This window comes from Streptomyces sp. NPDC088810 (genome assembly GCF_044750305.1).
GTDB lineage: Bacteria > Actinomycetota > Actinomycetes > Streptomycetales > Streptomycetaceae > Streptomyces.
Genome location: NZ_JBIVJQ010000003.1, coordinates 713,414 through 734,690, shown reverse-complemented (window position 1 = coordinate 734,690; position 21,277 = coordinate 713,414). Strand labels below are relative to the sequence as shown.

Below are 21,277 nucleotides of genomic sequence, written 5' to 3'. Positions count from 1 at the left end.
GGAAGGAGCTCGGCCGGCCGCTTCTTGACCGGGACCTCACTGTGCCCCCGCCCGGATCCCGGATGCAACGACGTCCCTGGGCGTGTCGTGGCGCCTCGTGGTCAGCCGACGTACCGCCGTGCGGGTGAGTCCCTGCGGGCCCGCTCCAGCATGGCGAGCCGGCGCTCCAGCTCCGGCGGTACCGGGTCGCGCTGGCGCAGCACCCACGGCAGTCCGGCGGTGGCGTGGACGAAGGCGCGGGCGGAGGCCGCGTCCCGGGGCACGGTCCGGATGAGGTGCCCGGTGCGGCGCAGCGCCGGCAGCAGCGGGCGGCGCAGCCAGGTGAACCACAGCGTGTTGCGCAGCCCGAGGATCCGGCGGGCCGTGCTGTCGCGCAGCCGGGAGGCACGGTGGTGGACGGTGAGTTCCTCGGCGTAGGCGAGCCACCAGCCCTGGCGCAGCAGGTCGCAGGCGAGCAGTTCCTCCTCGCCGCCGAGCCACAGGCCGGGGTGGAAGCCGCCGCCGGCGCGGAAGGCCTCGGTGCGCAGCACGGTGGCGGCGGCGAGGAAGGAGCCGAGGGCGGGCCCGGGGAGCCAGTCGGGGCCGGACAGCGGGGACTCGCGCAGCTCGCGCACGACCGGGTCCTCGGTGCCCTCCGGTTCCACCAGGATCCGGGCGGTGACGGCGGCGAGCCGGGGCCGGGCGTCCAGCAGGTCGGCGGCCCGGCGCAGGCTGCCGGGCTCCCACCAGGTGTCGTCGTCGCAGAAGGCGACGTAGGGCGTGCGCACCCGCTGGACGGCCAGGTTGCGGCCGATCGCGCCGAGGTTGCGGCCGGGGCGCAGCAGGGTCATCTCGGGGAAGTCCCGGGCGACGGCCTCGGCGGTGCCGTCGGTGGAGGCGTTGTCGGTGACGATCACGGGCGGGCGTTCGGGCAGCCGGCGCAGCAGGGCGAGGGTGCGCAGGAGTTCGGGGCGGCGGTTGTGGGTGATCAGGACGACGGTCGTCCGGTCGTCGGGGCCGGTCCGGGTAAGGACCTCGGGGGCGAGCCTGGTCATCGGGCGCCGCCTTCCGCCAGGCGTCCGGACGCCTCCCGGTCGAGCAGGCGGGCGGCGTCCTCGACGTGCGGGGGCAGGGTCCGGCGGCGGGCGAGGGCGGCCGGGAACCGGGCGACGCTCTCCTTCAGGGCCCGGCGCGCGCCGGGCCGGCCGGCCGCGGCGGCCAGCGCGAGGTCGGCGAAGGCGCGCAGGGCGACCGGCCAGGGGCGGCGCAGGCAGGTGGTGAGCACGTGGTTGCGCCGGACGAGGAAGGAGCGGCCGGTGCGGCCGTGGTCCTCTGGGTGGTGGCAGGCGCAGAGGGAGGGTTCGTAGGCGACGCCCCAGCCGGCGGCGGCGAGGTCGTAGGCGAGCAGGGTCTCCTCGCCGCCGAAGAAGAGCAGCGGGTGGTAGCCGCCGGCGTTCAGGAAGGCCTCCCGGCGGACCACGCAGGCGCAGCCGAGGAAGCCGAGCACCGGGCGGCCGGGCAGGTCCGGCTCGGGCAGCAGCGGGGAGGCGGCGAGTACCGCGTTGAGGGGGTCCTCGGCGGCCTCCTCGCCGACCAGGGTGCGGGCGGCGAGCAGACCGAGCCGGGGGTGCCGGTCGAGGAGGTCGGCGGCCCGGGCGAGGCTGCCGGGCTGCCACCAGGAGTCGTCGTCGCTGAAGGCGACGTAGGGGGTGCGGGCGTGCTGGACGGCCAGGTTGCGGCCGAGGGCGCCGGTGTTCGCGGCGGGCCGCAGCAGCCGGGTGATGGCCGGGTGGCCGGCCACGGCCCGGCAGGTGGCGTCGTCGCGGGAGTTGTCGACCACGATGACCGGCGGCCGCTCGGGCAGCGCGGCCAGCGCGTCCAGGGTGCGCAGCAGGCTGGCGCTGCGGTCGCGGGTGATGACGGCGACGGTGACGCGGGGATCGCCCGGTGCGGTGGGCCGGCGGACGCGGCCGGGGGCGTGCTCAGTGGACATGGGCCGCCTCCGGTCCGCTCTGCCGCTGCCGGGCGCGGCCGTCCCGCAGCACCCTCAGGCAGGCCGCGGCGACCTCGCCGGTGCGGATGCGCAGCAGACGGGCGTCGGGGGTGCGGCCGTGCGGGTCGCCGGGCGGGCCGGGTTTCCACAGGGCGAGGTGGTGGGGGCTCGGCGGCGGGCCCCACAGGCGCGGGGAGACCGGCCCGAACAGGGTGACGGAGCGGGTGCCGTGGGCCACCGCGAGATGGGCGAGGCCGGTGTCGCCGCTCAGCACCAGGGACGCCTCGGCGACCAGCGCGGACAGCTGCCCGAACGGCAGGCCGCCGGCCAGCACGTCACTGCCGCGCCGGCCGCTGTGTTCGGCGACCGAGCGGACCAGGGCGTCCTCGCCGGGGCCGCCGGTGAGGACCACGCGGTGCCCGGCGGCGCGCAGGCACCGTACGACGGCGGCGAACCGTTCCGCCGGCCAGCGGCGGGAGCCCGAGGCCGCGCCGGGGTGCACGACGACCGCGCCGGGGGCCGGGGACGGCGTGCCGGGCGGGGGCAGCCGCAGGTCCAGGGGGTCGGCGGGGATGCCGTAGTCGTGCAGGAAGGCGCACCAGCGGTCGCGTTCGTTGGCCTGCCCCCGCCACGGCGGGCCGTCCGGGCAGGCGTGGGCGAGCAGCCGGCGCGGGTGCAGGGCGGCCAGGGCGTCGCGGCTCTCGGGGCCGTTGCCGTGCAGGTCGATCGCCACGTCGGGGGGCGGCCCCGGCCAGTGGGTCAGGTCCGGTACCCCGCGGCCCGGGGCCTCGGCCGGGAACACGGCGTCCACCGCCCCGGTGGACAGGGCGAGTTCGGCGAGGCCCGGCGGCTGGGCGAGGACGACCCGGTGGCCGGGGAAGGCCCGGCGGACACCGCGCAGCGCGGGCACGCCGGCGAGTAGATCGCCGAGGCCCAGCGCGCGCAGGACCAGGACGCGCGGGGGGTGCCCGCTTCGCTGCTCGGCGCTGGTCACCTCGTACGTCCTCCGGTCGGAACGGGGGCCAGGGCCGCGCGCCGGGCGAGGCCGGTGGTGGAGCGTCCGTCCAGGTAGGGCAGCAGCAGGACCTGGCCGCCCCAGCTCTCCACGAGGGGCTGCTCGGGCAGCCGGGTGCGGGCGTAGTCGCCGCCCTTGGCCCAGATGTGCGGGCGGAGTTCGCCGAGGATGCGTTCGGGGGTGTCCTCGTCGAACACGGCGACGGCGTCCACGCACTCCAGGGCGCGCAGCACCCGTACCCGGTCGGCGGCCGGGACGAGGGGGCGGCCGTCGCCCTTGCGGCGGCGAACCGAGTCGTCGGAGTTGATGCACACGACGAGGCAGTCGCCGGCCCGGCGGGCGGCCTGGAGCAGGGCGACGTGCCCGGCGTGCAGCAGGTCGAAGCAGCCGCCCGCGGCGACGACGGTGCCACCGGCGGCGCGGACCCGGGCGGCGGTGCGCACGGCGTCGGCGGTGGTGTCGCCGTCGGCCTGCGGCTCCGCGGCGGTCTCCGGCTCGTCCGGGACGGCGACCGCGCGGGCGCCGCCCTCGGCGACGTACCGGGTGGCGGCGTGCACGGCGGCCTGTACGGCGGCCTCGGTGAGGGCGCCGTCGGCGAGCAGCCCGGCGGCGGTAGCGGCGAACCGGTCGCCGGCGCCGCAGGGGTCGCCGGTGGCGGCGGCCGGGGTCGGCACGAGCAGCGGGGTCTCGCCGTGCGAGAGCAGAGCGCCGCGTTCGCCGATGGTCACCGCGACGGCCTGGGCTCCCCAGGCTTCGACCAGGGCGCGGGCGTCCCGGGCGGCGGTGCGCAGGCCGGCCGCCTCGCCGGCATCGGCATCGTCCAGTTGCCGGGCGAAGGCGCGGGCCTCCTGGGCGGAGGGGGTGGCCAGGCGGACGCCGGGGACGGGGGGCCGGCCGCGCACGTGCGGGTCCCAGACGACCGGTGCCGTCGCGTGGGTCAGGGCGTCCCGCAGGACGTCGGCGGTGCCGCGGCCGTAGTCGGCGACGAGGATGCCGTCGGCCGCCGCGATCGTGGACACCGCCTCCTGGGTCGCCTCGCGGGCGCGGCCCTCGCCGTCGTCGAGGCGGAGCAGCGGCCGGTCCCCGGCCAGCACCCGGGTCTTGCTGCTGAGGGTGCCCTCCAGCGGTACCTCGACCAGACCGACCCGGCCGGCCAGCAGCTCCCGCAGGGTGTCGCTGGCGGCGTCGGGGCCGAGGGCGGTGACCAGGGTGACGGGGCGTCCGTCGGCCGCCGCGAGGCAGGCGGCGAGGGCGGCGCCGCCGGGGCGGGAGCTGCGCCGGGTGCCGTGGACCACGGGCACGGGGGCGTCCGGGGCGAGCCGCTCCACCCGGCCGCACAGGTCGTGGTCGAGCAGCGCGTCGCCCACGACGACCAGGGGCGTCTGCGCGGCGGTCATGCGTGTCCCTTCCTCGGGGCCACGGGCGCGCCGGGCGCGGTACGGCCGACCGTGCGGGCCCGGCCGACGAGCCGGCCGACGACACCCGGCTTGCCGTCGGCACCCGGTTTGCCGTCCGCGTCGGCCCGGTGGCCGGCCTCGCCGCGCTCGACGGCCTGGTCGAAGGCCTCGCAGAGCATGTGCACGGCGACCAGGTGGAGTTCCTGCACGGTGGCGGTGACGGGGGCGTCGACGCACAGCGCCTCGTCCGCGCCGAGCTGCAGCGGGTTGGGGGCCCGGCCGGTCAGCGCCCACACCGTCATGCCGAGCCGGTGCGCGCGGTCGGCGGCGGCCAGCAGGTTGGCGCTGGCGCCGCTGGTGGACAGCAGCAACAGCACGTCCCCGGGGCGGCCGTGGGCGGCGGTCTGCCGGGCGAACACCTCCTGGACGCCGTAGTCGTTGGCGATCGCGGTGGTGGAGGAGGTGTCGGCGTGCAGGGCGACCGCGGAGAACGGCGGGCGGTCGTCGCGGTAGCGGCCGACGAGTTCGGCGGTGAGGTGCTGCGCCTGGGCGGCGCTGCCGCCGTTGCCGGCGACGAGCAGCCGGGCGCCGGAGCCCAGCCGCCGGGCGAGGTCGGTGCCCCAGCGCTCGATGAGCGGCGCGTGGTCGCGGAAGGCCTCCAGGGCCTTGGCGAGGTCGTCGCAGTGCGTGGTGTCGGTGACGGTGTTCATCGGACGACTCCCGAGAGCGAGCGGATCGAGGACACGGCGCCGTACACCCCGGCCACGCCGTCGGCCACCCGGTCCCAGGTGTAGTGGCTGAGCACCCGGGCGCGGCCGGCGGCTCCGTACCGGGCGAGCCGGTCGGGGTCGGCGAGGAGGGCGCGGATCACCGCGCCGAGGTCGTGGTCGTCGTCGGCGGGGACCAGGACGCCCGTGGTGCCGTCCACGACCGTGTCGAGCTGGCCGCCGACGGCGGTGGCGACGACCGGCGTGGCGCAGGCCATGGCCTCCAGCGGGACGATGCCGAAGGGCTCGTAACGGGGCAGCGACAGCACCAGGTCGGCGCTGGACATCAGCCGGGGCATGCGGGCCCGGCTGACCCCGCCGAGCAGGGTGACCCGGTCGGAGACGCCGTACTCGCCGGCGATGCCGTAGAGGCGTGCGGCCTCGGGCTCGGCGCCGAGCAGGTCGGCCTCGGGACCGCCGGCGACGAGGAGTTCGGCGTCGGGGACGCCGGCCAGGGCGCGGATGGCGCGGTCGAAGCCCTTGCGGGGTACGAGCCGGCCGACGGCCAGCAGCCGCCTGCGGACGCCGGGCGGGCGGGTGCGGGCGCCCGGCGTGAACTGGTCGGGGTCGACGCCGCAGGGGACGACGCTGATCCGGTCCTCGGGCAGCCCCATGGCCTTCAGTTCGGCCACCTCGTCGCTGCACGTGGCGATGATCCGGGCGCACTCGTGGCCGATGGCCTCCTCGATGGCGAGGCGCTGCGGCGGGCTGGTGTCGGCGTCGCCCTGGTAGCGCTTCTTCACCGTGCCCAGCGCGTGGTAGGTCTGCACGACGGGGATGCCGAGGTCGCGGGCACCGGCCAGGGCGGCCAGGCCCGACATCCAGAAGTGGGCGTGCACCACGTCGGGCGGGCTCCCGGCCCACTGCCGGGCCAGGAAGTCGCCGAACTCGGTCATGTGGGGCAGGAGTTCGTCCTTGGGGACGGGCGCGGGCGGTCCGGCGGGCACGTGCACCACCTGGACGCCGTCGATGAGGGTCACCCGGTCCGGCAGGCCCGCCGAGTCCCGCCGGGTGTACACGGTGACCCGGTATCCCTTCCTGGCGAGCTGCCGGGCGACCTGCGCCACGTACACGTTCTGGCCGCCCGCGTCCGGCCCGCCGAGCGCGGCCAGCGGGCTGGCGTGCTCGGAGACCATGGCGACGCGCCCGGCCGTGTGCGGAATGCGGCTCATCGGGTGACCTCCTTGATCAGGCGCTCCCAGTCGTCGAGGAAGCGCCGCTCTCCGTAGCGGGCCTGGGCCGCAGCCCGTGCCGCCGCGCCGGTGCGGCGGGCCCGCTCGGGTTCGGCGAGGAAGGTCCGTACGGCGTCCTCCAGGACGTCGAGGCGGTTCGAGACCACCCCGGCGCCGTCGGGTATCGCCTCCCGGACCTCCGTGGTGTCCAGGGCGACCACGGGCATGCCCAGGAACATGGCCTCCAGCAGGGACAGTCCGAGCGAGGTCCAGCGCACGGGGTGCAGATAGACCCGGCAGCGGGCCATCTCCCGGTGCAGTTCGTGCTGCGGCAGGTCCCGGGCGCGGCAGCGTTCGGGGAGCAGGCCGAGGTGCTCGGCGAGGCCTTCGGTGCGCATCCCGAAGACGTCCAGGGGCGCGGACCGGGCGAACCGGGGCAGCAGGTCGGTACCGGTGGTACGGCCCCTGCGCACGGGCTCGTTGACCACGACGGCGGCGCGCCGCTCGGTGCCGGTGTAGAGCGGGCCGGGGTCGATGATGCCGTGCTCGACCACCTCGGTGGGGGCCTGGCCGTTGTCCCACATCAGCCGGTTGAAGTGGGTGACGTGCACGACGGGGATCCGGGACTGCCCGGCCAGCGGGTGGAGTTGCCGCTCGGGTGACGCGTCGGGGCTGTTGTGCTCGACGTACACGGCGGGTACGTCCACGCCGGGCCGGCGGCCGGTCCAGCGCAGGGCCAGGTCGAGTTCGTGCGGGCGTTGCAGCACCATCAGGCCGATGTCGCAGTCCCACAGCTGCTTCGGGGCGCGTTCCTGCACGGACTCGGGCCAGTCCCAGGTCACGGCCCGGCCGAGGCCGTCGGGTCCGCGGTCGTCGGTGACCGGGACCAGGTAGGTGTGGGGGCCCTGCACGAAGGCGGTGAGCCAGGATCCGTGCACGTGCCAGACGAGGATGTTCATGACTGCCGCTCCTGGATGAGCTTGTGCACGGCGCGCACCACGTCCTGTCCGGTGACCTCGTCCAGGCAGGGGTGGCCGGGCACCGGGCAGGTGAGGGCCCGGGTGTGCGCGCACGGCGCCGACTGGTCGCCGAGCAGGATGACGGGGACGCCGTACGGTGCCCAGCGCTCGGCCGGTACGACGGGGGCGAACAGCGAGACGACCGGGGTGCCGACGGCGGCGGCGAGGTGGGCGGGGCCGGTGTTGGCGCTGATCACGACGTCGGCCATGCGCAGGACCCCGGCGAGGGTGCGGGGGGAGGTCCGGCCGCCGAGGTCCACGGCCAGGCCGCCGCTGACCTGGCGGGTGAGGTCGGTCTCGGCGGGGCCGCCGGTGACGACCACGCGGTGCCCGGCGTCGGCGAGCAGCGCGACCGCCTCGGCGCAGCGGTGCGGGCTCCAGGCGCGGGCGGGCGCGCTGGCGCCGGGGTGCAGGACGACGTAGGGGCCGTTGCCGGTGAGGCTGCCGGTGTCCGGGGGCGGCAGCACGCGCAGCCGGCCGTCGTCCCCGGGCGGGGCCGTGAAGCCCAGGGCGGCGGCGGTGTCCAGGGCCGCCTCGGCCTCGTGCCGGCCCTCCAGCCGCCGGTGGCGTACGTCGAGCAGCCGGCCGGGGTGGTCGACGCTGTCGGCGCCGATCCGGCCGATCCCGGCGAGCCGGAGCAGCAGGGCGGTGGGCAGCGGGCTCTGGTGGAACGACGTGAGGACGAGCGCGGTGTCGTACGCCCCGGCGCGCAGCCGTCCCACCAGCCCGTCGATGTCGGCCGGACGGACCGGGGGCGGGTCGAACCCCTCCCAGGGCGCCTCCCACACCAGCACCTCGTCCACACCGGGCAGCAGCCGGGCCGCGTCGGCGCCCCGGGGACCGCAGAGCAGGGTGACGTGCGAGGAACCCGCGGCGACGGCGCGCACGGCGGGCCCGGCGAGCAGCACGTCACCGAAACCGTCGAGCCGGACGACGAGTGATCTCACGCCGGCCACCTCCCCACCGGTCCGGCGGCGTCCGGCACCGCACACCGCGCCCGCTCGTGGGCGACCGCGTCCGAGGAAGCGGCGGGCGGCCGATCGCACGCCGCGGCGTCCGCCGGAGCCGACCGGGTCCAGGACTGCCGTGGCCGGGCGTGCGTGGGCGGACCGGAGGTGCGCCTCCCCACCGGGACCCCCGCCTCGATCAGGGCCGCGCGGACCGCGGTGAGCGCGTCGGGGGCGCTCTCGGTGGCGAAACGTTCCACCTCGGCCGGGGCGGTGGCCGCGTTCGGGACCAGGACGCCCCGGGCGCCGGCCGCGCGGGCGGCCAGGACGTCCGCGGCGATGTCGCCGATCACCAGGCATTCGGCGGGCGGTACGCCCAGCCGTTCGGCGGCCGCGTGGACCAGCCCGGGGCGCGGCTTGCGGCAGGCGCAGCCGGCTTCGGGGGCGTGCGGGCAGAACACCCAGGTGTCCAGGCCGCCCAGCAGTTCGTCGGCGCGTTCGTTGACGCGGAGCACCTGTTCGGTGGTGAGCAGCCCGCGGCCGATGCCGGACTGGTTGCTGACCACGCCGGTGGCCAGGCCGTGGGCCCGGGCCAGCGCGACGGCCGCGGCGGCGCCCGGCAGCAGCCGGACCCGCTCGGGGTCGCCGTTGTACGGCACGTCCACCACGAGGGTGCCGTCGCGGTCGAACAGGACGGCGGACAGCCTGCTCATTCGGCACCTCCCAGGGGCTCGGCGTGCCGGTGGCGGACGACTCCGCGCACCCAGTGCCGGACGGCGAGCGGCGGGATGAGCACGCTGGTGCCGAGCATCCCGGCGATCTCGCGGGCAGTGCGCGGGCCGGGCAGGATCCGGGCGAGCGCGAACTCGGCGGTGCCCAGCGTCCACAGGGCCGCGCAGGCGCTCGCGGCCCGGCGCCGCCCGGCCAGGGCGCAGCCGGCGGCGGCGAGGGCCGCGCCGGTGACCACCACATGGCGGGGCAGCCGGCCGCGGGGGGCCTGCGCGCGGTCCCACCAGTCGCGGCCGTGCAGCCGGTTCATCAGGGCGTCGTCGGCGTTGCCCCGCTGCGCGGGCAGCGAGGCCCACCAGTGGGCCGGACGGACCGGGTGCCGGGTGATGCGGGCGCCCCGGACCAGGTCCCAGCCCGCCCGCTGCACCCGCAGGGCGAGGTCGGCGTCCTCGCGGAAGGCCCGCGGGAAGCGTTCGTCGAAACCGCCGGTCCGCTTGAGCGCCTCGGTGCGGTACGCCATGTCGGCGGTGGCCCAGGCGGCGTTCTCCAGGCCCTTGGTGGTGCGCTCCCAGTCGGTGGGCCGGCGGTCCAGGGGCAGGGGGACGCGCAACTGCCCCTGGACGCCGCCGACATCGGGGCCGGCCGCCCGCAGGTCGTCGGCGAGCCGCCGGGACCAGTCCGGCAGCACCTGGACGTCGTCGTCCAGGAACACCGTCCAGGGCGTACGGACGGTCTGCCAGCCGGCGTTGCGGGCGGCGGCCGGTCCCTTGCCGCCGGTGCGCAGGGTGCGCACCCGGTCGAGCAGCTGCCCGGCCGTCTCCAGGGGCAGGTCGCCGTCGGGCTCGGGCCTGTCGTCGACGACGACCACCTCGTGCGGCGGATGGCCGCCGGCCGCGGCGAGCGTACGCAGGCACTCGGCGAGGCAGGGCCGGCCGATCGTCGGCACGACGACGGTGTAGGCGGGCGCGCCGGTCATGCGAACGCCTTCCCACGGCGGATCGCGAACGGGCCGAGCACCAGCAGGTCCACGGGTGCCGAGCCGAAGCACTCCAGGGCGTCCCGTGGATCGTCGACCATGGGCCGCCCGGCGGTGTTCAGGCTGGTGTTGACCACCACCGGCAGCCCGGTGCGCCGTTCGAAACCCTCGATCATCCGGGCCACCAGCGGCTCCTGGGCGCGGTCCACGGTCTGGATGCGGGCCGTGCCGTCGACGTGCACCACGGCCGGGATCCGTGCCTTCCAGTCGGCGGCCACCCCGTGCACGAACAGCATGTGCGGGCTGGGCAGCGGCCCGTCGAAGATCTCCCCCGCGCGTTCGGCGAGCACCATGGGCGCGACCGGCCGGAACTCCTCGCGCCCCTTGACCGCGTTGAGCCGCTCCAGGTTCTCCGCCTTGCCGGGGTGGGCGAGCAGTGAGCGGTGCCCGAGCGCGCGCGGCCCGTACTCGCTGCGCCCCTGGAACCAGGCCACGATCCCGTCGGCGGCCAGCGCCTCCGCGGCCGTCTCGGCGATGTCCGCTGGCTGCTCGTACGGCACGGCCGCCCGGTCCAGCCACGCGCGCAGCTCGGCGTCGCTCCAGCCGCGGCCCAGGGCGGCGGTCGGCATCGGCTCCAGGGTGTCCTTCTGGCCGGCGACGTGCGCCGCCGCGCCCAAGGCCGTACCCGCGTCACCGGCGGCGGGCTGCACCCACACGTGCCGGAAGCCGCTCTCCCGCCACAGCCGGGTGTTGGCCACGCAGTTGAGGGCCACCCCGCCGGCAATGGTGAGCGCGTCCTCGCCGGTGCGCTCGCGCAGCCACCGGGCGAGGTCGAGCATGGTCTCCTCCAGGCAGAGCTGGGCGCTGGCCGCGAGGTCGGCGTGGTCCTGGTTCCAGGCGCCGCCGGCCGGGCGGGGCGGGACGAACTCGGCCCAGGGCACCGGGCGGGCCCGGAAGCCGCCGCCGTCGTCGGCGTGGACGTATTCGCGCAGCCGGCCGGCGAAGCGCGGGGTGCCGTAGGAGGCGAGCGCCATGACCTTGAACTCGTCGCTGCTGCGCAGGAATCCGAGGTGCTGGGTCAGGTCCTCGTAGAACAGGCCGAGGGAGTCCGGCAGCCGCTGGGTGCCGAGGACGGTCAGTTCGCGGTTGGTGTAGCGGCCGGCCAGGTGTGAGCCGCACTCGCCGCGGCCGTCCAGGACGAGGACGGCGCAGTCCGGGTACGGCGAGACGGGACCGGCCGAGGCCGCGTGCGCCACGTGGTGCGGGACGAACTTCACTTTCGCCGGGTCGAGTCCGGGCAGGGCCTCCGCGAGGAAGTGCGGCGCCTCGCGGGCGTACTGCCGGCGCAGGTGGTCCCAGGGGTCGTGCAGGCCCATCTCGTCGGCGGGGCGGGCCAGTGCGGGGTCGTAGGAGTAGGCGACGGCGTCCAGGTCGGCCGGGGTGAGGCCGGCCTGCTCCAGGCACCAGCGGGCCGACTGCTCGGGCTGCTCCCAGGCGGAGAAGGGAACGGGCCGCTTGCCGTGCTTGCGGCGGGAGAACCGCTCCTCCTCCGCCGCCGCCACGATCCGGCCGTCGGTGAGGAGGGCGGCGGCGGGGTCGTGGAAGAGTGCGTTGATTCCGAGGACGTGCATGCGCTGTCTCCAGGGCCGGGGAAGGGCGGGGGGTCAGGACCGGTGGGCCGATCCCTCCGGGTGCGGGGCCGGTTGCGGGGGCTGGGCCGCGAAGTAGGCGATGGTCTGCTTCAGGCCCTCCTCCCAGGGGACCTGCGGGGACCAGCCGAGCAGTTCGCGCGCGAGGGTGGTGTCGGGGCGGCGCCGGCCGGGGTCGTCGACGGGCCGGTCTATGAACGCGATCGGGGACCGGGAGCCGGTCAGGGCGACCACCCGGCGGGCCAGGTCGGCCATGGTGATCTCGTCGCTGCCACCGATGTTCACGGGCCGCACCGACCTGCTGGCGGCGACCCGCAGGATGCCGTCGACGGTGTCGTCCACGTAGCACAGCGAGCGGGTCTGGCTGCCGTCGCCGGTCACCGTGAGCGGCTCACCGGCGAGGGCCTGGCAGATGAAGGTGGGCACGGCGCGGCCGTCGTGGGCCCGCATCCGCGGGCCGTAGGTGTTGAACAGCCGCACTATCCCGGCGTTCGTGCCGTTGGTGCCGGCGTGCGCGGTCACCAGGGCCTCGGCGAACCGCTTGGACTCGTCGTACACGCTGCGCGGCCCGACCGGGTTGACATTGCCCCAGTAGCCCTCGTGCTGCGGGTGCACCAGCGGGTCGCCGTACACCTCCGAGGTGGAGGCGAGCAGGAAACGGGCACCGTCGCGTTCCGCGATCGCCAGGGCGTTGCGGGTCCCGAGGCTGCCCACGTCCAGGGTCTCCAGGGGCATGCGCAGGTAGTCGGAGGGCGAGGCCGGGCAGGCGAAGTGCAGGACCAGGTCGTACGGGCCCGGCAGCCGCTCGGCGCACTGCGGTGCGGACACGTCGCAGTGCACGTACCGGAACCCGGGCCGGTCCTCCAGCTGGGCGACGTTCTCGCGCCGCCCGCAGGCCAGGTTGTCGGCACAGTCGACTTCGACGCCCGAATCCAGCAGCCGTTCGCACAGGTGGGAGCCGAGGAAGCCGGCGCCGCCGGTCACGAGGGCGCGCCGCCAGGAGAACGGTGTGTCACCAGTCATGGGGGCCATTCCTTCGTCGTCCTTGGTCCACGCGTCCGCTTCATCCGCTTCGTCCGCGTCCGGGACTGCGTCGTCCGCGCACCTCGAAGGGGGTCTGCGCGGGCGTTCGGCGCGTGCCGCGCCGCCGGGTCCGACGTCGTCGGCCCGTGGGGAAGGGAGAGGGCAGGGCTCGGGTCCCGAGGATCGTGCAGGACCACCCTGGTCGGCCGCCACTGGCTGGACGGCACTGGCAGCTGAGTTCCCCTGCCAGTTGCTTTCACACGTTGGATTCTTATTCTCCGGAATCACGGGTACTCGCGCGACTCAGGCGCCCCGATCACAGGGGAGACGCTCATGCACGACGACGTCGCGACGGCGGTGCTGCGCGCGCTGCGCGGCCCCGGCCAAACCCCGGAACGGCTGCTGCTCACCGGCTGGTTCAGCTTCCGGGACGGTGAGGCCACCGCTGGGGACGTGCTCGCCCAGCAGCACATGGCCGCGGCCCTGACCAGGGCCGGCATCCCGTACGACACGGCGTGGAGCCCCGGGTTCCGGCCCGGCCGGCTGTCCTTGGAGACGGCCGACCCGCGTGCGTACGACACGCTGCTCTTCGTCTGCGGTCCGCTGCACGGGCCCCAAGTGGCTGCTCTCCATGCAAGGTTCGGGTCCTTGAGACGACTCGCCGCCGGGGTCTCGGTGGTCGACCCGGCGGATCCGGCGGTCACCGGTTTCCACACGGTCGTCCCCCGCGACGGTACCGGCGCCCCGGGCCGGCGGGATCTCGCGGCCGCCGCCCCAGCGGGCCCGCTGCCGCCCGTGGCCGGGGTGGTGCTCTCCCACGGCCAGGGCGAGTACGGGGAGCGCCGGCGGCACGCGGAGGTGTCCGAGCGGATCACCGGCTGGCTGGCCGGCAAGGACTGCGCGCGGGTGCCGGCCGACACCCGGCTGGCCACCGACGACTGGCGGCTGTGCGCCACCGCCGAGCAGTTCCTCGCTCTCCTCCCCCGCTTCGACCTGCTCGTCACCACCCGGCTGCACGGCCTGGTGCTGGGGCTGCGCTCCGGCACCCCGGTGATCGCCGTCGACCCGGTCGCGGGCGGTGCCAAGGTCAGCGCCCAGGCCCGTACCCTGGGCTGGCCCGCGCTGGTGGCGGCGGACACGCTGACCCCGGACATCCTGGACCACTGGTGGCAGTGGGCGCTCTCCGAAGCGGGCCGGTCGGCCGCCGCCTGCCACTCGATGCGCTGACCGGGCCCGGGGGGCCGTGTAGCGCGCCGTGGCCGGGGCACTCGGCGCGGCGACGGCCGGCCGCTCACGGGCCGCCGCGTTTGACGCAGGAGGTAACGACCATGGGTCACGGCGGAAACGTCATCCAGGAGCTGACCACCGACCATCGCGAGGTCGAGGAGATCTTCGGCCGCATCGAGGCGATGCCGCCCGGCTCCGCGGAACGCAAGACCCTCTGCGACCAGGCCACGATGGAGCTGATCCGGCACTCCGTCGCGGAGGAGTCCTACCTGTACCCGGCAGTACGCGAGCACGTGACCAACGGGGACTCCCTGGCCGACAAGGAGCTCCAGGACCACGCCAAGGCCGAGCAGATCATGAAGGACCTGGAGAGCTGCGAGGCGGACGACCCCCGCTTCGACACGCTCATGACTCAGCTGATGAGCGAGATCCGGTCCCATGTGGCGGACGAGGAGCAGAACCTCTTCCCGCAGCTGGAGGCGGCCTGTCCCCCGGACGCGCTGATGGACCTCGGCGACAAGGTCCGCCGGGCGAAGAAGATGGCCCCCACCCGTCCGCACCCGTCGGCACCGGACACTCCCCCGGCCAACAAGCTGCTGGCTCCGGGGGCCGGTCTGGTCGACCGGTTGCGCGACGCGCTGTCGGGGCGGGGCAAGGAGAGCTGACGGGGTGCTCCCCCACGGGGGCCGGGTGCGCGCCCGGCCCCCGTTCCGTGCGTCCGTTCCGTACGTCCGTTCAGTACGGCCGGGGGCGGTTCACAGCCACGGGGTGAGCCGGGTGCCGGAGCGGGGCCGGGGGCGGGCCGCCCGGCACAGCAGCCGGAAGGCCTGAAAGAGGGTCAGCGGCCACAGCAGCGCGAAGCACCACAGCAGTGCGGGGTCCGAGGTGCGGATGCCCATGACGGCGACGAACGCCGAAGCGGCCGCCAGCAGCAGCACCGACGCCGGCAGCCACGTCCGGTCGCGGAGAGCGCCCATGTGGCGCGCGAACCGCCGGTCCTGCCGGAGGTTCGCCTCGATCTGCAACAGCGCGAGCCGCTCGCGCGGTGACAGCCGTACGTCGTCGTGCATGTCCCACATCTCCCAGTCGTCCACGGCAACGGCACCTCCTCCGCCGACCGGCGGCCTCCGTCCCGCAGCCCCGAGTTCCCCGGACGGCCCGGCCGAAGCGGTGCCGCAGGGACGGCCCCCGGCAGCCTCTGCGCCAAGTGGCGTGCCCTTGCGTCCCGCGTGACGATACGAAATGGGATCAGACGCGACATCCCTTACCGGAGAGGGGCTCACATGTACGGGCGCGTGCGAACCATAACGGAAAAAGAGCCCATTGCCATGATTAAGGTGAGCGTCTATCGGCCTGATCTGACGCTCATCGACCACACGTACACCAACGACGACGGTCACTACAGCGCGGACGTTCCCGCCGGTGCATTGGTGACCGTGCAGTTCGACACCCACCACACGCTCGTCAACGCGCGGAGCTGGCAACCCTCGCTGGTCACCAACGTGGTCGCCGACGACCACACGCCCCTCGACCGCTACTTGCTGCCCGTCGGGAATTTCGCCGATACGGCGACAGGCGTGGACGTCCTCGCGGCTTTCCTGCTCGCCACGGCGTCCGGCGACGGAAGCGACGGGGACGCCACGGAAGAAAGCTACGCATCCGCTGCCCGGGCACGTCTGTCCCAGATCAAAGAGAACACCCCATTTCTCGACGACGTCCGGCAGCTGCTTATCCGGTATTTCCAGCACGGCTCCGGCTGAACAGCGCGACACGCTGCGTCAGCGTGCCGCTACCCGCTGTGAGGCCGCACGGCTACAGGTGTCCTTCCCTGCCGCAAGGCCGATACTTCCAAGTAGACGGGAAGCCCCGGATACGAGGAGACACCCATGAGGATGCTGATCAACGTGCCGGAGACCGTGGTGGCGGACGCGCTGCGCGGCCTGGCGGACGCGCATCCCGAACTCAATGTGGACGTGGAGAACCGGGTGATCGTCCGCCGCGACGCCCCCGTGGCCGGGCAGGTCGCGCTGATCTCGGGCGGCGGCTCCGGGCACGAGCCGCTGCACGGCGGGTTCGTCGGCCCGGGCATGCTCTCCGCCGCCTGCCCCGGGGAGGTCTTCACCTCGCCGGTACCGGACCAGATGGCGCGCGCCGCGGCCGCCGTGGACAGCGGGGCGGGCGTCCTGTTCATCGTGAAGAACTACACCGGTGACGTGCTGAACTTCGACATGGCGGCCGAGCTGGCCGAGGACGAGGGCATCCAGGTCGCCAAGGTGCTCGTCAACGACGACGTGGCGGTCACCGACAGCCTGTACACGGCCGGCCGGCGCGGTACCGGCGCGACGCTGTTCGTGGAGAAGATCGCGGGCGCCGCCGCGGCCGAGGGACAGCCGCTGGAGCGCGTGGAGGCCATCGGCCGCCAGGTCAACGAGAACTCCCGCAGCTTCGGCGTGGCCCTGAGCGCCTGTACGACCCCGGCGAAGGGCAGCCCGACCTTCGATCTGCCGGACGGTGAGCTGGAGTTGGGCATCGGCATCCACGGCGAGCCGGGCCGGGAGCGGCGGCCGATGATGACCTCCGGGGAGATCGCCGACTTCGCGGTGAACGCGGTCTTGGAGGACATGCCGCCGCGCAGCCCCGTCCTGGTCCTGGTCAACGGCATGGGCGCGACCCCGCTGCTGGAGCTGTACGGCTTCAACGCCGAGGTGCAGCGGGTGCTCCGGGAGCGCGGTGTCCCCGTGGCCCGCACCCTCGTCGGCAACTACGTCACGTCCCTGGACATGGCGGGCGCCTCGGTGACGCTGTGCCAGGTGGACGAGGAGCTGCTGCGGTTGTGGGACGCCCCGGTGAACACCCCGGGGCTGCGCTGGGGCATGTGATACGGCGGAGCAGGCGGCCTGCGATCCGGCCGCACGGTCAACAGCCCTCTGACACGAGGAGTTCCAGTGCTCGACGCCGATTTCTTCCGCCGTTGGATGATGGCGGTCGCCGCATCCGTCGACCGCGAGGCGGAACGGCTCACCGCCCTCGACTCGGCCATCGGGGACGCCGACCACGGCAGCAATCTGCAGCGCGGGTTCACGGCCGTGGCGGCCACCCTGGAGAAGGAGGCGCCCGACACCCCCGGGGCCGTCCTGACCCTGGCCGGACGGCAGTTGATCTCGACGGTGGGGGGTGCCTCCGGACCGCTGTACGGCACCCTGCTGCGCCGGACCGGCAAGGCGCTCGGGGATGCCGCCGAGGTCGGCGCGGAGCAGCTGGCCGCCGCGCTGCGCGAGGGCGTGGACGGGGTGATGAAGCTCGGCGGGGCGGCACCCGGCGACAAGACCATGATCGACGCGCTGATGCCGGCCGTGGACGCGCTCGGCTCCGGGTTCGCCGCCGCGCGGGCCGCCGCCGAGGAGGGTGCGCTGGCCACCACGCCGTTGCAGGCCCGCAAGGGCCGGGCGAGCTATCTGGGCGAGCGCAGCATCGGTCACCAGGACCCGGGGGCGACCTCGTCGGCGCTGCTGATCGCCGCGCTGGCCGACACGGCGGAGGCGGACGGTGAGTGAGGAGAAGCTCGTCGGGATCGTGCTGGTGTCGCACAGCGCGGAGGTGGCCGCCTCGGTCGCCGAGCTGGCGAAGGGCCTGGCGGGCGGGGGGACGGCGGTGCCGGTGGCCCCGGCCGGCGGCACCGAGGGCGGCGGGCTCGGCACCAGCGCCGAGTTGATCTCCGCCGCGGCGGCCTCGGTGGACCGGGGGGCCGGGGTGGCGGTCCTCACCGACCTGGGCAGCGCGGTACTCACGGTGAAGGCGCTGCTCGCCGAGGGCGACGAACTGCCGGACGGCACGCGCCTGCTGGACGCGCCGTTCCTCGAGGGCGCGGTGGCCGCCGTGGTCACCGCCGCGGCGGGTGCCGACCTGGACGCGGTGGAGGCCGCGGCGGCGGAAGCGTACAGCTACCGGAAGGTGTGAGGGGCTCCCGGGCCGGGCTGGTCAGTTGTTCATGACGAAGAGTCTGGCCAGCCGCTCTCCCTCGGTCACCGCCGCCGCGTGGTCCTCGATGGGGCTGATGTGGGAGTCGCGGAAGACGATGTAGGTCACGTCCGAGGGCACCCCGCCGGCCAGCGGGTCGGGGTTGATGCCGAGCCCGGTCGCGGCGGCGTAGGAGGCCTCGCCGATGATGTCGCTCGGGCCGGTGTCGCCGACGACCGCGTACTGCACCCGGTCGCCGTAGACGACGGCGGCCACGGAACCGCCCCGTACGCCGTGCGCGCGGTAGTCCCAGCGGGAGCTGGGTGCCGGGACGACGATGTAGGGCAGGGTCTCGGCGTTCAGGTAGCGGCCGTCGGACTGCTGGAAGGCGGTGGCGGCGCCGAACATCGGGTCGGTGCTGCTGTTGCAGTGGGTGGTGGGGCGGCCGTCGCAGTCGATGTCCATGTCGGCCTTCCAGAAGACGGCGTCGGGGGTGCCGCACACGGGTACGGTCGCGGGGTCGCCGGCGTCGGTGCGGTAGCGGCCCTCGGAGATCTCGGTGCACGTGCCTGCCCGGGCGAGCAGGTCGGCGGCGGTGACCGCGCCCTCGCCGCGGGCCACGAGCCGCTCGTGGGGCGGGACGGCGGTGGCCGGGACGGCGGTGGCCGGGGCGGGCAGTGCCGCCGGGGCGAGCAGTGCTGCACCGGCCGCGGCCAGGGTCAGCGACGGGAAACGCACGATGAGGGACCCTCTCGTCGGGGACATGGGAACAACCAGCCCACTGTGCGGCCGGTCCGGGCGCCCGGCCACGGGGGCCGCCGCGAAGGGGCCGGATGGAGCACGCCTCTGACACCCCGTAAGGGGACAGTGCGGGCGAGAGGGGGCGAAAGTGAGGGCGAGAGCGGGAACAACAGGGGCCGGGGGTCCGGCCCGTACCTGCCCGGACCCCCCGGCCACCCGCGTCGGCGCGGGATCGGCGACGACAGCGTGTCCGCGCCACAGGCATGAACTTCCCTGCCCTCTCGGGTAGTTCAGCCGTAGGGAGGCTCAGCATACGTAACGCCCGGGGGTGGTCACGACCGCGGCCCCCTTGATGTGGCCGCACTCGCCGGGCCATATTGGTCCGGACCTTTACGTGATACCGAGGCCGCCCGGGGGAGGCAGAGCCGTGCGACGCGTTCCCGTTCCGCTCGTGCTGCTGTGCGGATCGTTGCTGCTGGTGGCGTCGTGCGGCTGGAGCCGGGCCAGCGGCGGCGGCGAGGGCCGGGTGCCCGGCGCACCGGCCGGGGTCACCGCCGCGGCGGGCAGCGCCACGAGCGTGCACGTGATGTGGAACGCGGCGCCGGAAACCTCCGGGGTCCGCACCTACGAGGTCTATCGCGGCACCACAAGGGTGGCCGACGTACCGGGTTCGCAGCACATGGTGGACGTCACCAGGCTCAGGCCGTCGACCATGTATGCCTTCACCGTGCGGGCCCGGGACACCGCGGGCCGGCTGGGCCCGCCGAGCCGGGCGGTGCGGGCCCGGACGCCGGCCGCGACGCCGGCGGACCGCTCGGCACCGACCCGGCCGCCGACGACCGGCGGACGGGCCGTGAGCAGCCGCGCGGTCCAGTTGACCTGGGGCGCGGCCCGGGACGACCGGGGTGTGCTGTCGTACGACGTCTACCAGGGCGGGGTGAAGATCCACAGCGTGGGCGGGAACCAGACCGCCACCGTCGTCACCGGCCTGCGCCCCGGCAGCCGGTACGTCTTCACGGTCCGGGCCCGGGACGCCGCCGACAACCTCTCCCCCGCCGGCCCGCCGGTCCGCCTCGCCACGCCGGGCAGCGACGACGGCCGCAACACCGCGCCCACGGGTTTCACCGCCGCCACCCACCGCTCCGGCGGGGCCTGGTACATCGACCTGGCCTGGGACCCGCCGCGCGCGGACGGTGTGATCACCGAGTACCTGATCCAGCTGGACGGCACCGCGGCCACCTCGCTCGTCTGGGGCGGCACACCGCCACGCGGCCGGGCCCGGCACAGCTTCTACGCCGGCACCGCCGCCGGGGAGGAGCACCGGGTACGGCTGCGGGCGCGGCTGCCGGACGGCACCTGGGGCGGCTGGTCGGCGGAGCGGAAGGTGACCACGGGCGGCTGACCGGCGCGCCGGCCCGGCGGGTCCTCGTGCGCCGGACGGAGGAATGCGTCACCCGACCGGGTCCCTCCCGCGTGCGGGCGGCCCCGGGTCCGCGTTGGCTGCGGTTGAGGCAGCACGGACGTTTCCCGACCCTCGGCGGCGCATGGGACGTACCGCCAACCGTGCCGCCGGAGGCCAGCCCATGGACAACTCGCGACTCCTGCTCCGCTCCGGCCTGACCCTGGCGGCCGCCGCCGCGCTCCCGGCCGCGCTCGCCGGGCCGTCCGCCGCGGTCTCGGGCATCTCGGTCAGCACCACCGGCTCCACGGTCTCGGTGGTCACCAGCGCGTGCACCCAGATCAACGGCAGCTGGGGGACGGCAGCCCTGCTCACCAGCCGGCAGGCGAACTTCGCCCAGGGCCGGCAGGTGGCGCTGTCCGGCACCACCGTCAGCCAGTCCGCGGCCTGGTCGTCGGTGAGCCCGGGGACGTACACCGTGGTCGTGGTCTGCTCCAGCGGCGCCACCGCGGGCAGCCAGTCGGTGATCGTCTCCTCGCCCGCGCGGCCGACGATCTCCGCGACGTCCGCCCCCACCCCGTCCCGGGGCGTGATGGGCGGCCTCGGCGGCGCCGCCCGTGACTACGGCGCGCTGACGCTCGGGCTCGGCGGAGCCCTGGTCGGCGCCGGGCTCGTCGCCACCGGCTGGTTCCTGCGCCGCCGCTCGAAGCCGTACCGGCTCTGAGTACCCCTCAGTCGGCGTCCGGCAGTTCGGCGAACTCCGCCAGGGCCTGGGTGAGCCACCGGGTCCAGAAGGTCTCCAGGTCGATGCCGGCCCGCAGGACCAGGTGGCGCAGCCGGTCCTCCGGGGCGTCCCGGTCCGGCGGGAAGTCGCGCTGCTCGATCTCCTGGTACTCGGTCAGCTGGCGCCGGTGCAGCTCCAGGTGGCGGCGGAGATCGGCCTCCAGGCCCGCGGTGCCGACCACGGCCGCCGCGCGCAGCCGCAGCAGGAGCGGATCCCGCATCGTCCTGGGGTCCTGTGCGGCGGCGGTCCAGCGGGCCAGTTCGGCGCGGCCCGCGGGCAGGACCTCGTAACTCTTCTTCTGCCCGCGGGCCGGCTGCTCGGCCGGCAGCGTCCGGATGAACCCCTCGGCCTCCAGTTTCCCCAGCTCGCGATAGATCTGCTGATGCGTCGCGGACCAGAAGTAGCCGATCGACTTGTCGAACCGGCGGGTCAGCTCCAGCCCCGACGAGGGCTTTTCCAGCAGGGCGGTGAGGATCGCGTGCGGGAGTGACATGGGCTCATCC

23 protein-coding genes are annotated in these 21,277 nt (G+C 75.3%); 8 read left to right on the top strand and 15 right to left on the bottom strand.

What is annotated here, in order from left to right; all coding sequences use genetic code 11:
* Positions 1 to 101: 101 nt before the first annotated feature.
* Genes ACIP4Y_RS14215 through ACIP4Y_RS14160 form a run of 12 tightly spaced genes read right to left on the bottom strand, consistent with a single transcriptional unit; the run spans position 102 to position 12,666 of the window.
* On the bottom strand, positions 102 to 1,034 hold the full coding sequence (locus tag ACIP4Y_RS14215; protein ID WP_401392318.1) for a glycosyltransferase family 2 protein: 933 nt from the start codon (positions 1,032 to 1,034) through the stop codon (positions 102 to 104).
* A complete protein-coding gene (locus ACIP4Y_RS14210) occupies positions 1,031 to 1,972 on the bottom strand; it encodes a glycosyltransferase family 2 protein (RefSeq protein ID WP_401392315.1) in 942 nt (313 codons plus the stop codon). Before ACIP4Y_RS14210 ends, ACIP4Y_RS14215 begins: the two co-directional genes overlap by 4 nt.
* Complete coding sequence (locus ACIP4Y_RS14205; protein WP_401392312.1) at positions 1,962 to 2,966, bottom strand: glycosyltransferase family 9 protein; 1,005 nt, start codon at positions 2,964 to 2,966, stop codon at positions 1,962 to 1,964. The genes ACIP4Y_RS14210 and ACIP4Y_RS14205 overlap by 11 nt, the downstream gene beginning before the upstream one ends.
* The gene (locus tag ACIP4Y_RS14200) at positions 2,963 to 4,384 is read right to left on the bottom strand and encodes a PfkB family carbohydrate kinase (RefSeq protein WP_401392309.1); all 1,422 of its coding nucleotides are present in this window, start codon (positions 4,382 to 4,384) and stop codon (positions 2,963 to 2,965) included. Before ACIP4Y_RS14200 ends, ACIP4Y_RS14205 begins: the two co-directional genes overlap by 4 nt.
* Positions 4,381 to 5,094 (bottom strand): SIS domain-containing protein, encoded by a 714-nt coding sequence (locus ACIP4Y_RS14195; RefSeq protein ID WP_401392306.1) that lies wholly within the window; start codon positions 5,092 to 5,094, stop codon positions 4,381 to 4,383. Before ACIP4Y_RS14195 ends, ACIP4Y_RS14200 begins: the two co-directional genes overlap by 4 nt.
* Positions 5,091 to 6,323: a glycosyltransferase gene (locus tag ACIP4Y_RS14190; RefSeq protein WP_358636588.1), complete on the bottom strand. Its 1,233-nt coding sequence runs from the start codon at positions 6,321 to 6,323 to the stop codon at positions 5,091 to 5,093. Before ACIP4Y_RS14190 ends, ACIP4Y_RS14195 begins: the two co-directional genes overlap by 4 nt.
* Positions 6,320 to 7,282 carry a glycosyltransferase gene (locus ACIP4Y_RS14185; protein ID WP_401392302.1) on the bottom strand — a complete coding sequence of 321 codons (963 nt, stop codon included), beginning with the start codon at positions 7,280 to 7,282 and terminating at the stop codon, positions 6,320 to 6,322. Before ACIP4Y_RS14185 ends, ACIP4Y_RS14190 begins: the two co-directional genes overlap by 4 nt.
* Positions 7,279 to 8,289, bottom strand: coding sequence for a glycosyltransferase family 9 protein (locus ACIP4Y_RS14180; protein ID WP_401392300.1), 1,011 nt, complete (start codon positions 8,287 to 8,289; stop codon positions 7,279 to 7,281). Before ACIP4Y_RS14180 ends, ACIP4Y_RS14185 begins: the two co-directional genes overlap by 4 nt.
* Entirely contained in the window at positions 8,286 to 9,002 is a 717-nt protein-coding gene (locus tag ACIP4Y_RS14175; protein ID WP_401392297.1) for an HAD-IIIA family hydrolase, read from the bottom strand. Before ACIP4Y_RS14175 ends, ACIP4Y_RS14180 begins: the two co-directional genes overlap by 4 nt.
* Entirely contained in the window at positions 8,999 to 9,994 is a 996-nt protein-coding gene (locus tag ACIP4Y_RS14170) for a glycosyltransferase family 2 protein (RefSeq protein ID WP_401392294.1), read from the bottom strand. Before ACIP4Y_RS14170 ends, ACIP4Y_RS14175 begins: the two co-directional genes overlap by 4 nt.
* A complete protein-coding gene (locus ACIP4Y_RS14165) occupies positions 9,991 to 11,625 on the bottom strand; it encodes a carbamoyltransferase (RefSeq protein ID WP_401392291.1) in 1,635 nt (544 codons plus the stop codon). Before ACIP4Y_RS14165 ends, ACIP4Y_RS14170 begins: the two co-directional genes overlap by 4 nt.
* 33 nt (positions 11,626 to 11,658) lie before the next feature.
* Positions 11,659 to 12,666 (bottom strand): NAD-dependent epimerase/dehydratase family protein, encoded by a 1,008-nt coding sequence (locus ACIP4Y_RS14160; RefSeq protein WP_358636601.1) that lies wholly within the window; start codon positions 12,664 to 12,666, stop codon positions 11,659 to 11,661.
* A 333-nt stretch (positions 12,667 to 12,999) separates the two neighbouring features.
* Here ACIP4Y_RS14160 and ACIP4Y_RS14155 point away from each other — a divergent pair, with 333 nt between their 5' ends.
* Entirely contained in the window at positions 13,000 to 13,893 is an 894-nt protein-coding gene (locus ACIP4Y_RS14155) for a polysaccharide pyruvyl transferase family protein (protein ID WP_401392288.1), read from the top strand.
* Positions 13,894 to 13,994: 101 nt separating this feature from the next.
* The gene (locus ACIP4Y_RS14150; protein WP_401392285.1) at positions 13,995 to 14,558 is read left to right on the top strand and encodes a hemerythrin domain-containing protein; all 564 of its coding nucleotides are present in this window, start codon (positions 13,995 to 13,997) and stop codon (positions 14,556 to 14,558) included.
* A 90-nt stretch (positions 14,559 to 14,648) separates the two neighbouring features.
* Here ACIP4Y_RS14150 and ACIP4Y_RS14145 read toward each other — a convergent pair whose 3' ends face one another.
* Positions 14,649 to 14,987 (bottom strand): DUF3040 domain-containing protein, encoded by a 339-nt coding sequence (locus tag ACIP4Y_RS14145; protein ID WP_358636607.1) that lies wholly within the window; start codon positions 14,985 to 14,987, stop codon positions 14,649 to 14,651.
* 189 nt (positions 14,988 to 15,176) lie between these two features.
* Here ACIP4Y_RS14145 and ACIP4Y_RS14140 point away from each other — a divergent pair, with 189 nt between their 5' ends.
* The 4 genes from ACIP4Y_RS14140 to ACIP4Y_RS14125 all read left to right on the top strand — a co-directional run bounded on the left by ACIP4Y_RS14140 (position 15,177) and on the right by ACIP4Y_RS14125 (position 17,850).
* The gene (locus ACIP4Y_RS14140; protein WP_401392282.1) at positions 15,177 to 15,653 is read left to right on the top strand and encodes a carboxypeptidase regulatory-like domain-containing protein; all 477 of its coding nucleotides are present in this window, start codon (positions 15,177 to 15,179) and stop codon (positions 15,651 to 15,653) included.
* Between the two features lie 126 nt (positions 15,654 to 15,779).
* Positions 15,780 to 16,772, top strand: coding sequence for a dihydroxyacetone kinase subunit DhaK (dhaK, locus tag ACIP4Y_RS14135; RefSeq protein ID WP_358636610.1), 993 nt, complete (start codon positions 15,780 to 15,782; stop codon positions 16,770 to 16,772).
* Positions 16,773 to 16,838: 66 nt separating this feature from the next.
* Positions 16,839 to 17,447 (top strand): dihydroxyacetone kinase subunit DhaL, encoded by a 609-nt coding sequence (dhaL, locus tag ACIP4Y_RS14130; protein ID WP_401392279.1) that lies wholly within the window; start codon positions 16,839 to 16,841, stop codon positions 17,445 to 17,447.
* Complete coding sequence (locus tag ACIP4Y_RS14125; RefSeq protein ID WP_401392276.1) at positions 17,440 to 17,850, top strand: PTS-dependent dihydroxyacetone kinase phosphotransferase subunit DhaM; 411 nt, start codon at positions 17,440 to 17,442, stop codon at positions 17,848 to 17,850. Before dhaL ends, ACIP4Y_RS14125 begins: the two co-directional genes overlap by 8 nt.
* A gap of 21 nt (positions 17,851 to 17,871) precedes the next feature.
* Here ACIP4Y_RS14125 and ACIP4Y_RS14120 read toward each other — a convergent pair whose 3' ends face one another.
* Entirely contained in the window at positions 17,872 to 18,588 is a 717-nt protein-coding gene (locus tag ACIP4Y_RS14120; protein WP_401392531.1) for a glycoside hydrolase family 75 protein, read from the bottom strand.
* A gap of 430 nt (positions 18,589 to 19,018) precedes the next feature.
* On the opposite strand from ACIP4Y_RS14120, the gene ACIP4Y_RS14115 reads away from it, so the two are divergent.
* Together ACIP4Y_RS14115 and ACIP4Y_RS14110 are read left to right on the top strand one after the other, a co-directional pair.
* A complete protein-coding gene (locus ACIP4Y_RS14115; protein ID WP_401392275.1) occupies positions 19,019 to 19,993 on the top strand; it encodes a fibronectin type III domain-containing protein in 975 nt (324 codons plus the stop codon).
* A 181-nt stretch (positions 19,994 to 20,174) separates the two neighbouring features.
* Entirely contained in the window at positions 20,175 to 20,714 is a 540-nt protein-coding gene (locus ACIP4Y_RS14110; RefSeq protein ID WP_401392273.1) for a hypothetical protein, read from the top strand.
* A gap of 7 nt (positions 20,715 to 20,721) precedes the next feature.
* Here the strand turns inward: ACIP4Y_RS14110 and ACIP4Y_RS14105 are convergent, their stop codons facing one another.
* Positions 20,722 to 21,267 (bottom strand): PadR family transcriptional regulator, encoded by a 546-nt coding sequence (locus ACIP4Y_RS14105; protein WP_401392270.1) that lies wholly within the window; start codon positions 21,265 to 21,267, stop codon positions 20,722 to 20,724.
* Positions 21,268 to 21,277: the final 10 nt, after the last annotated feature.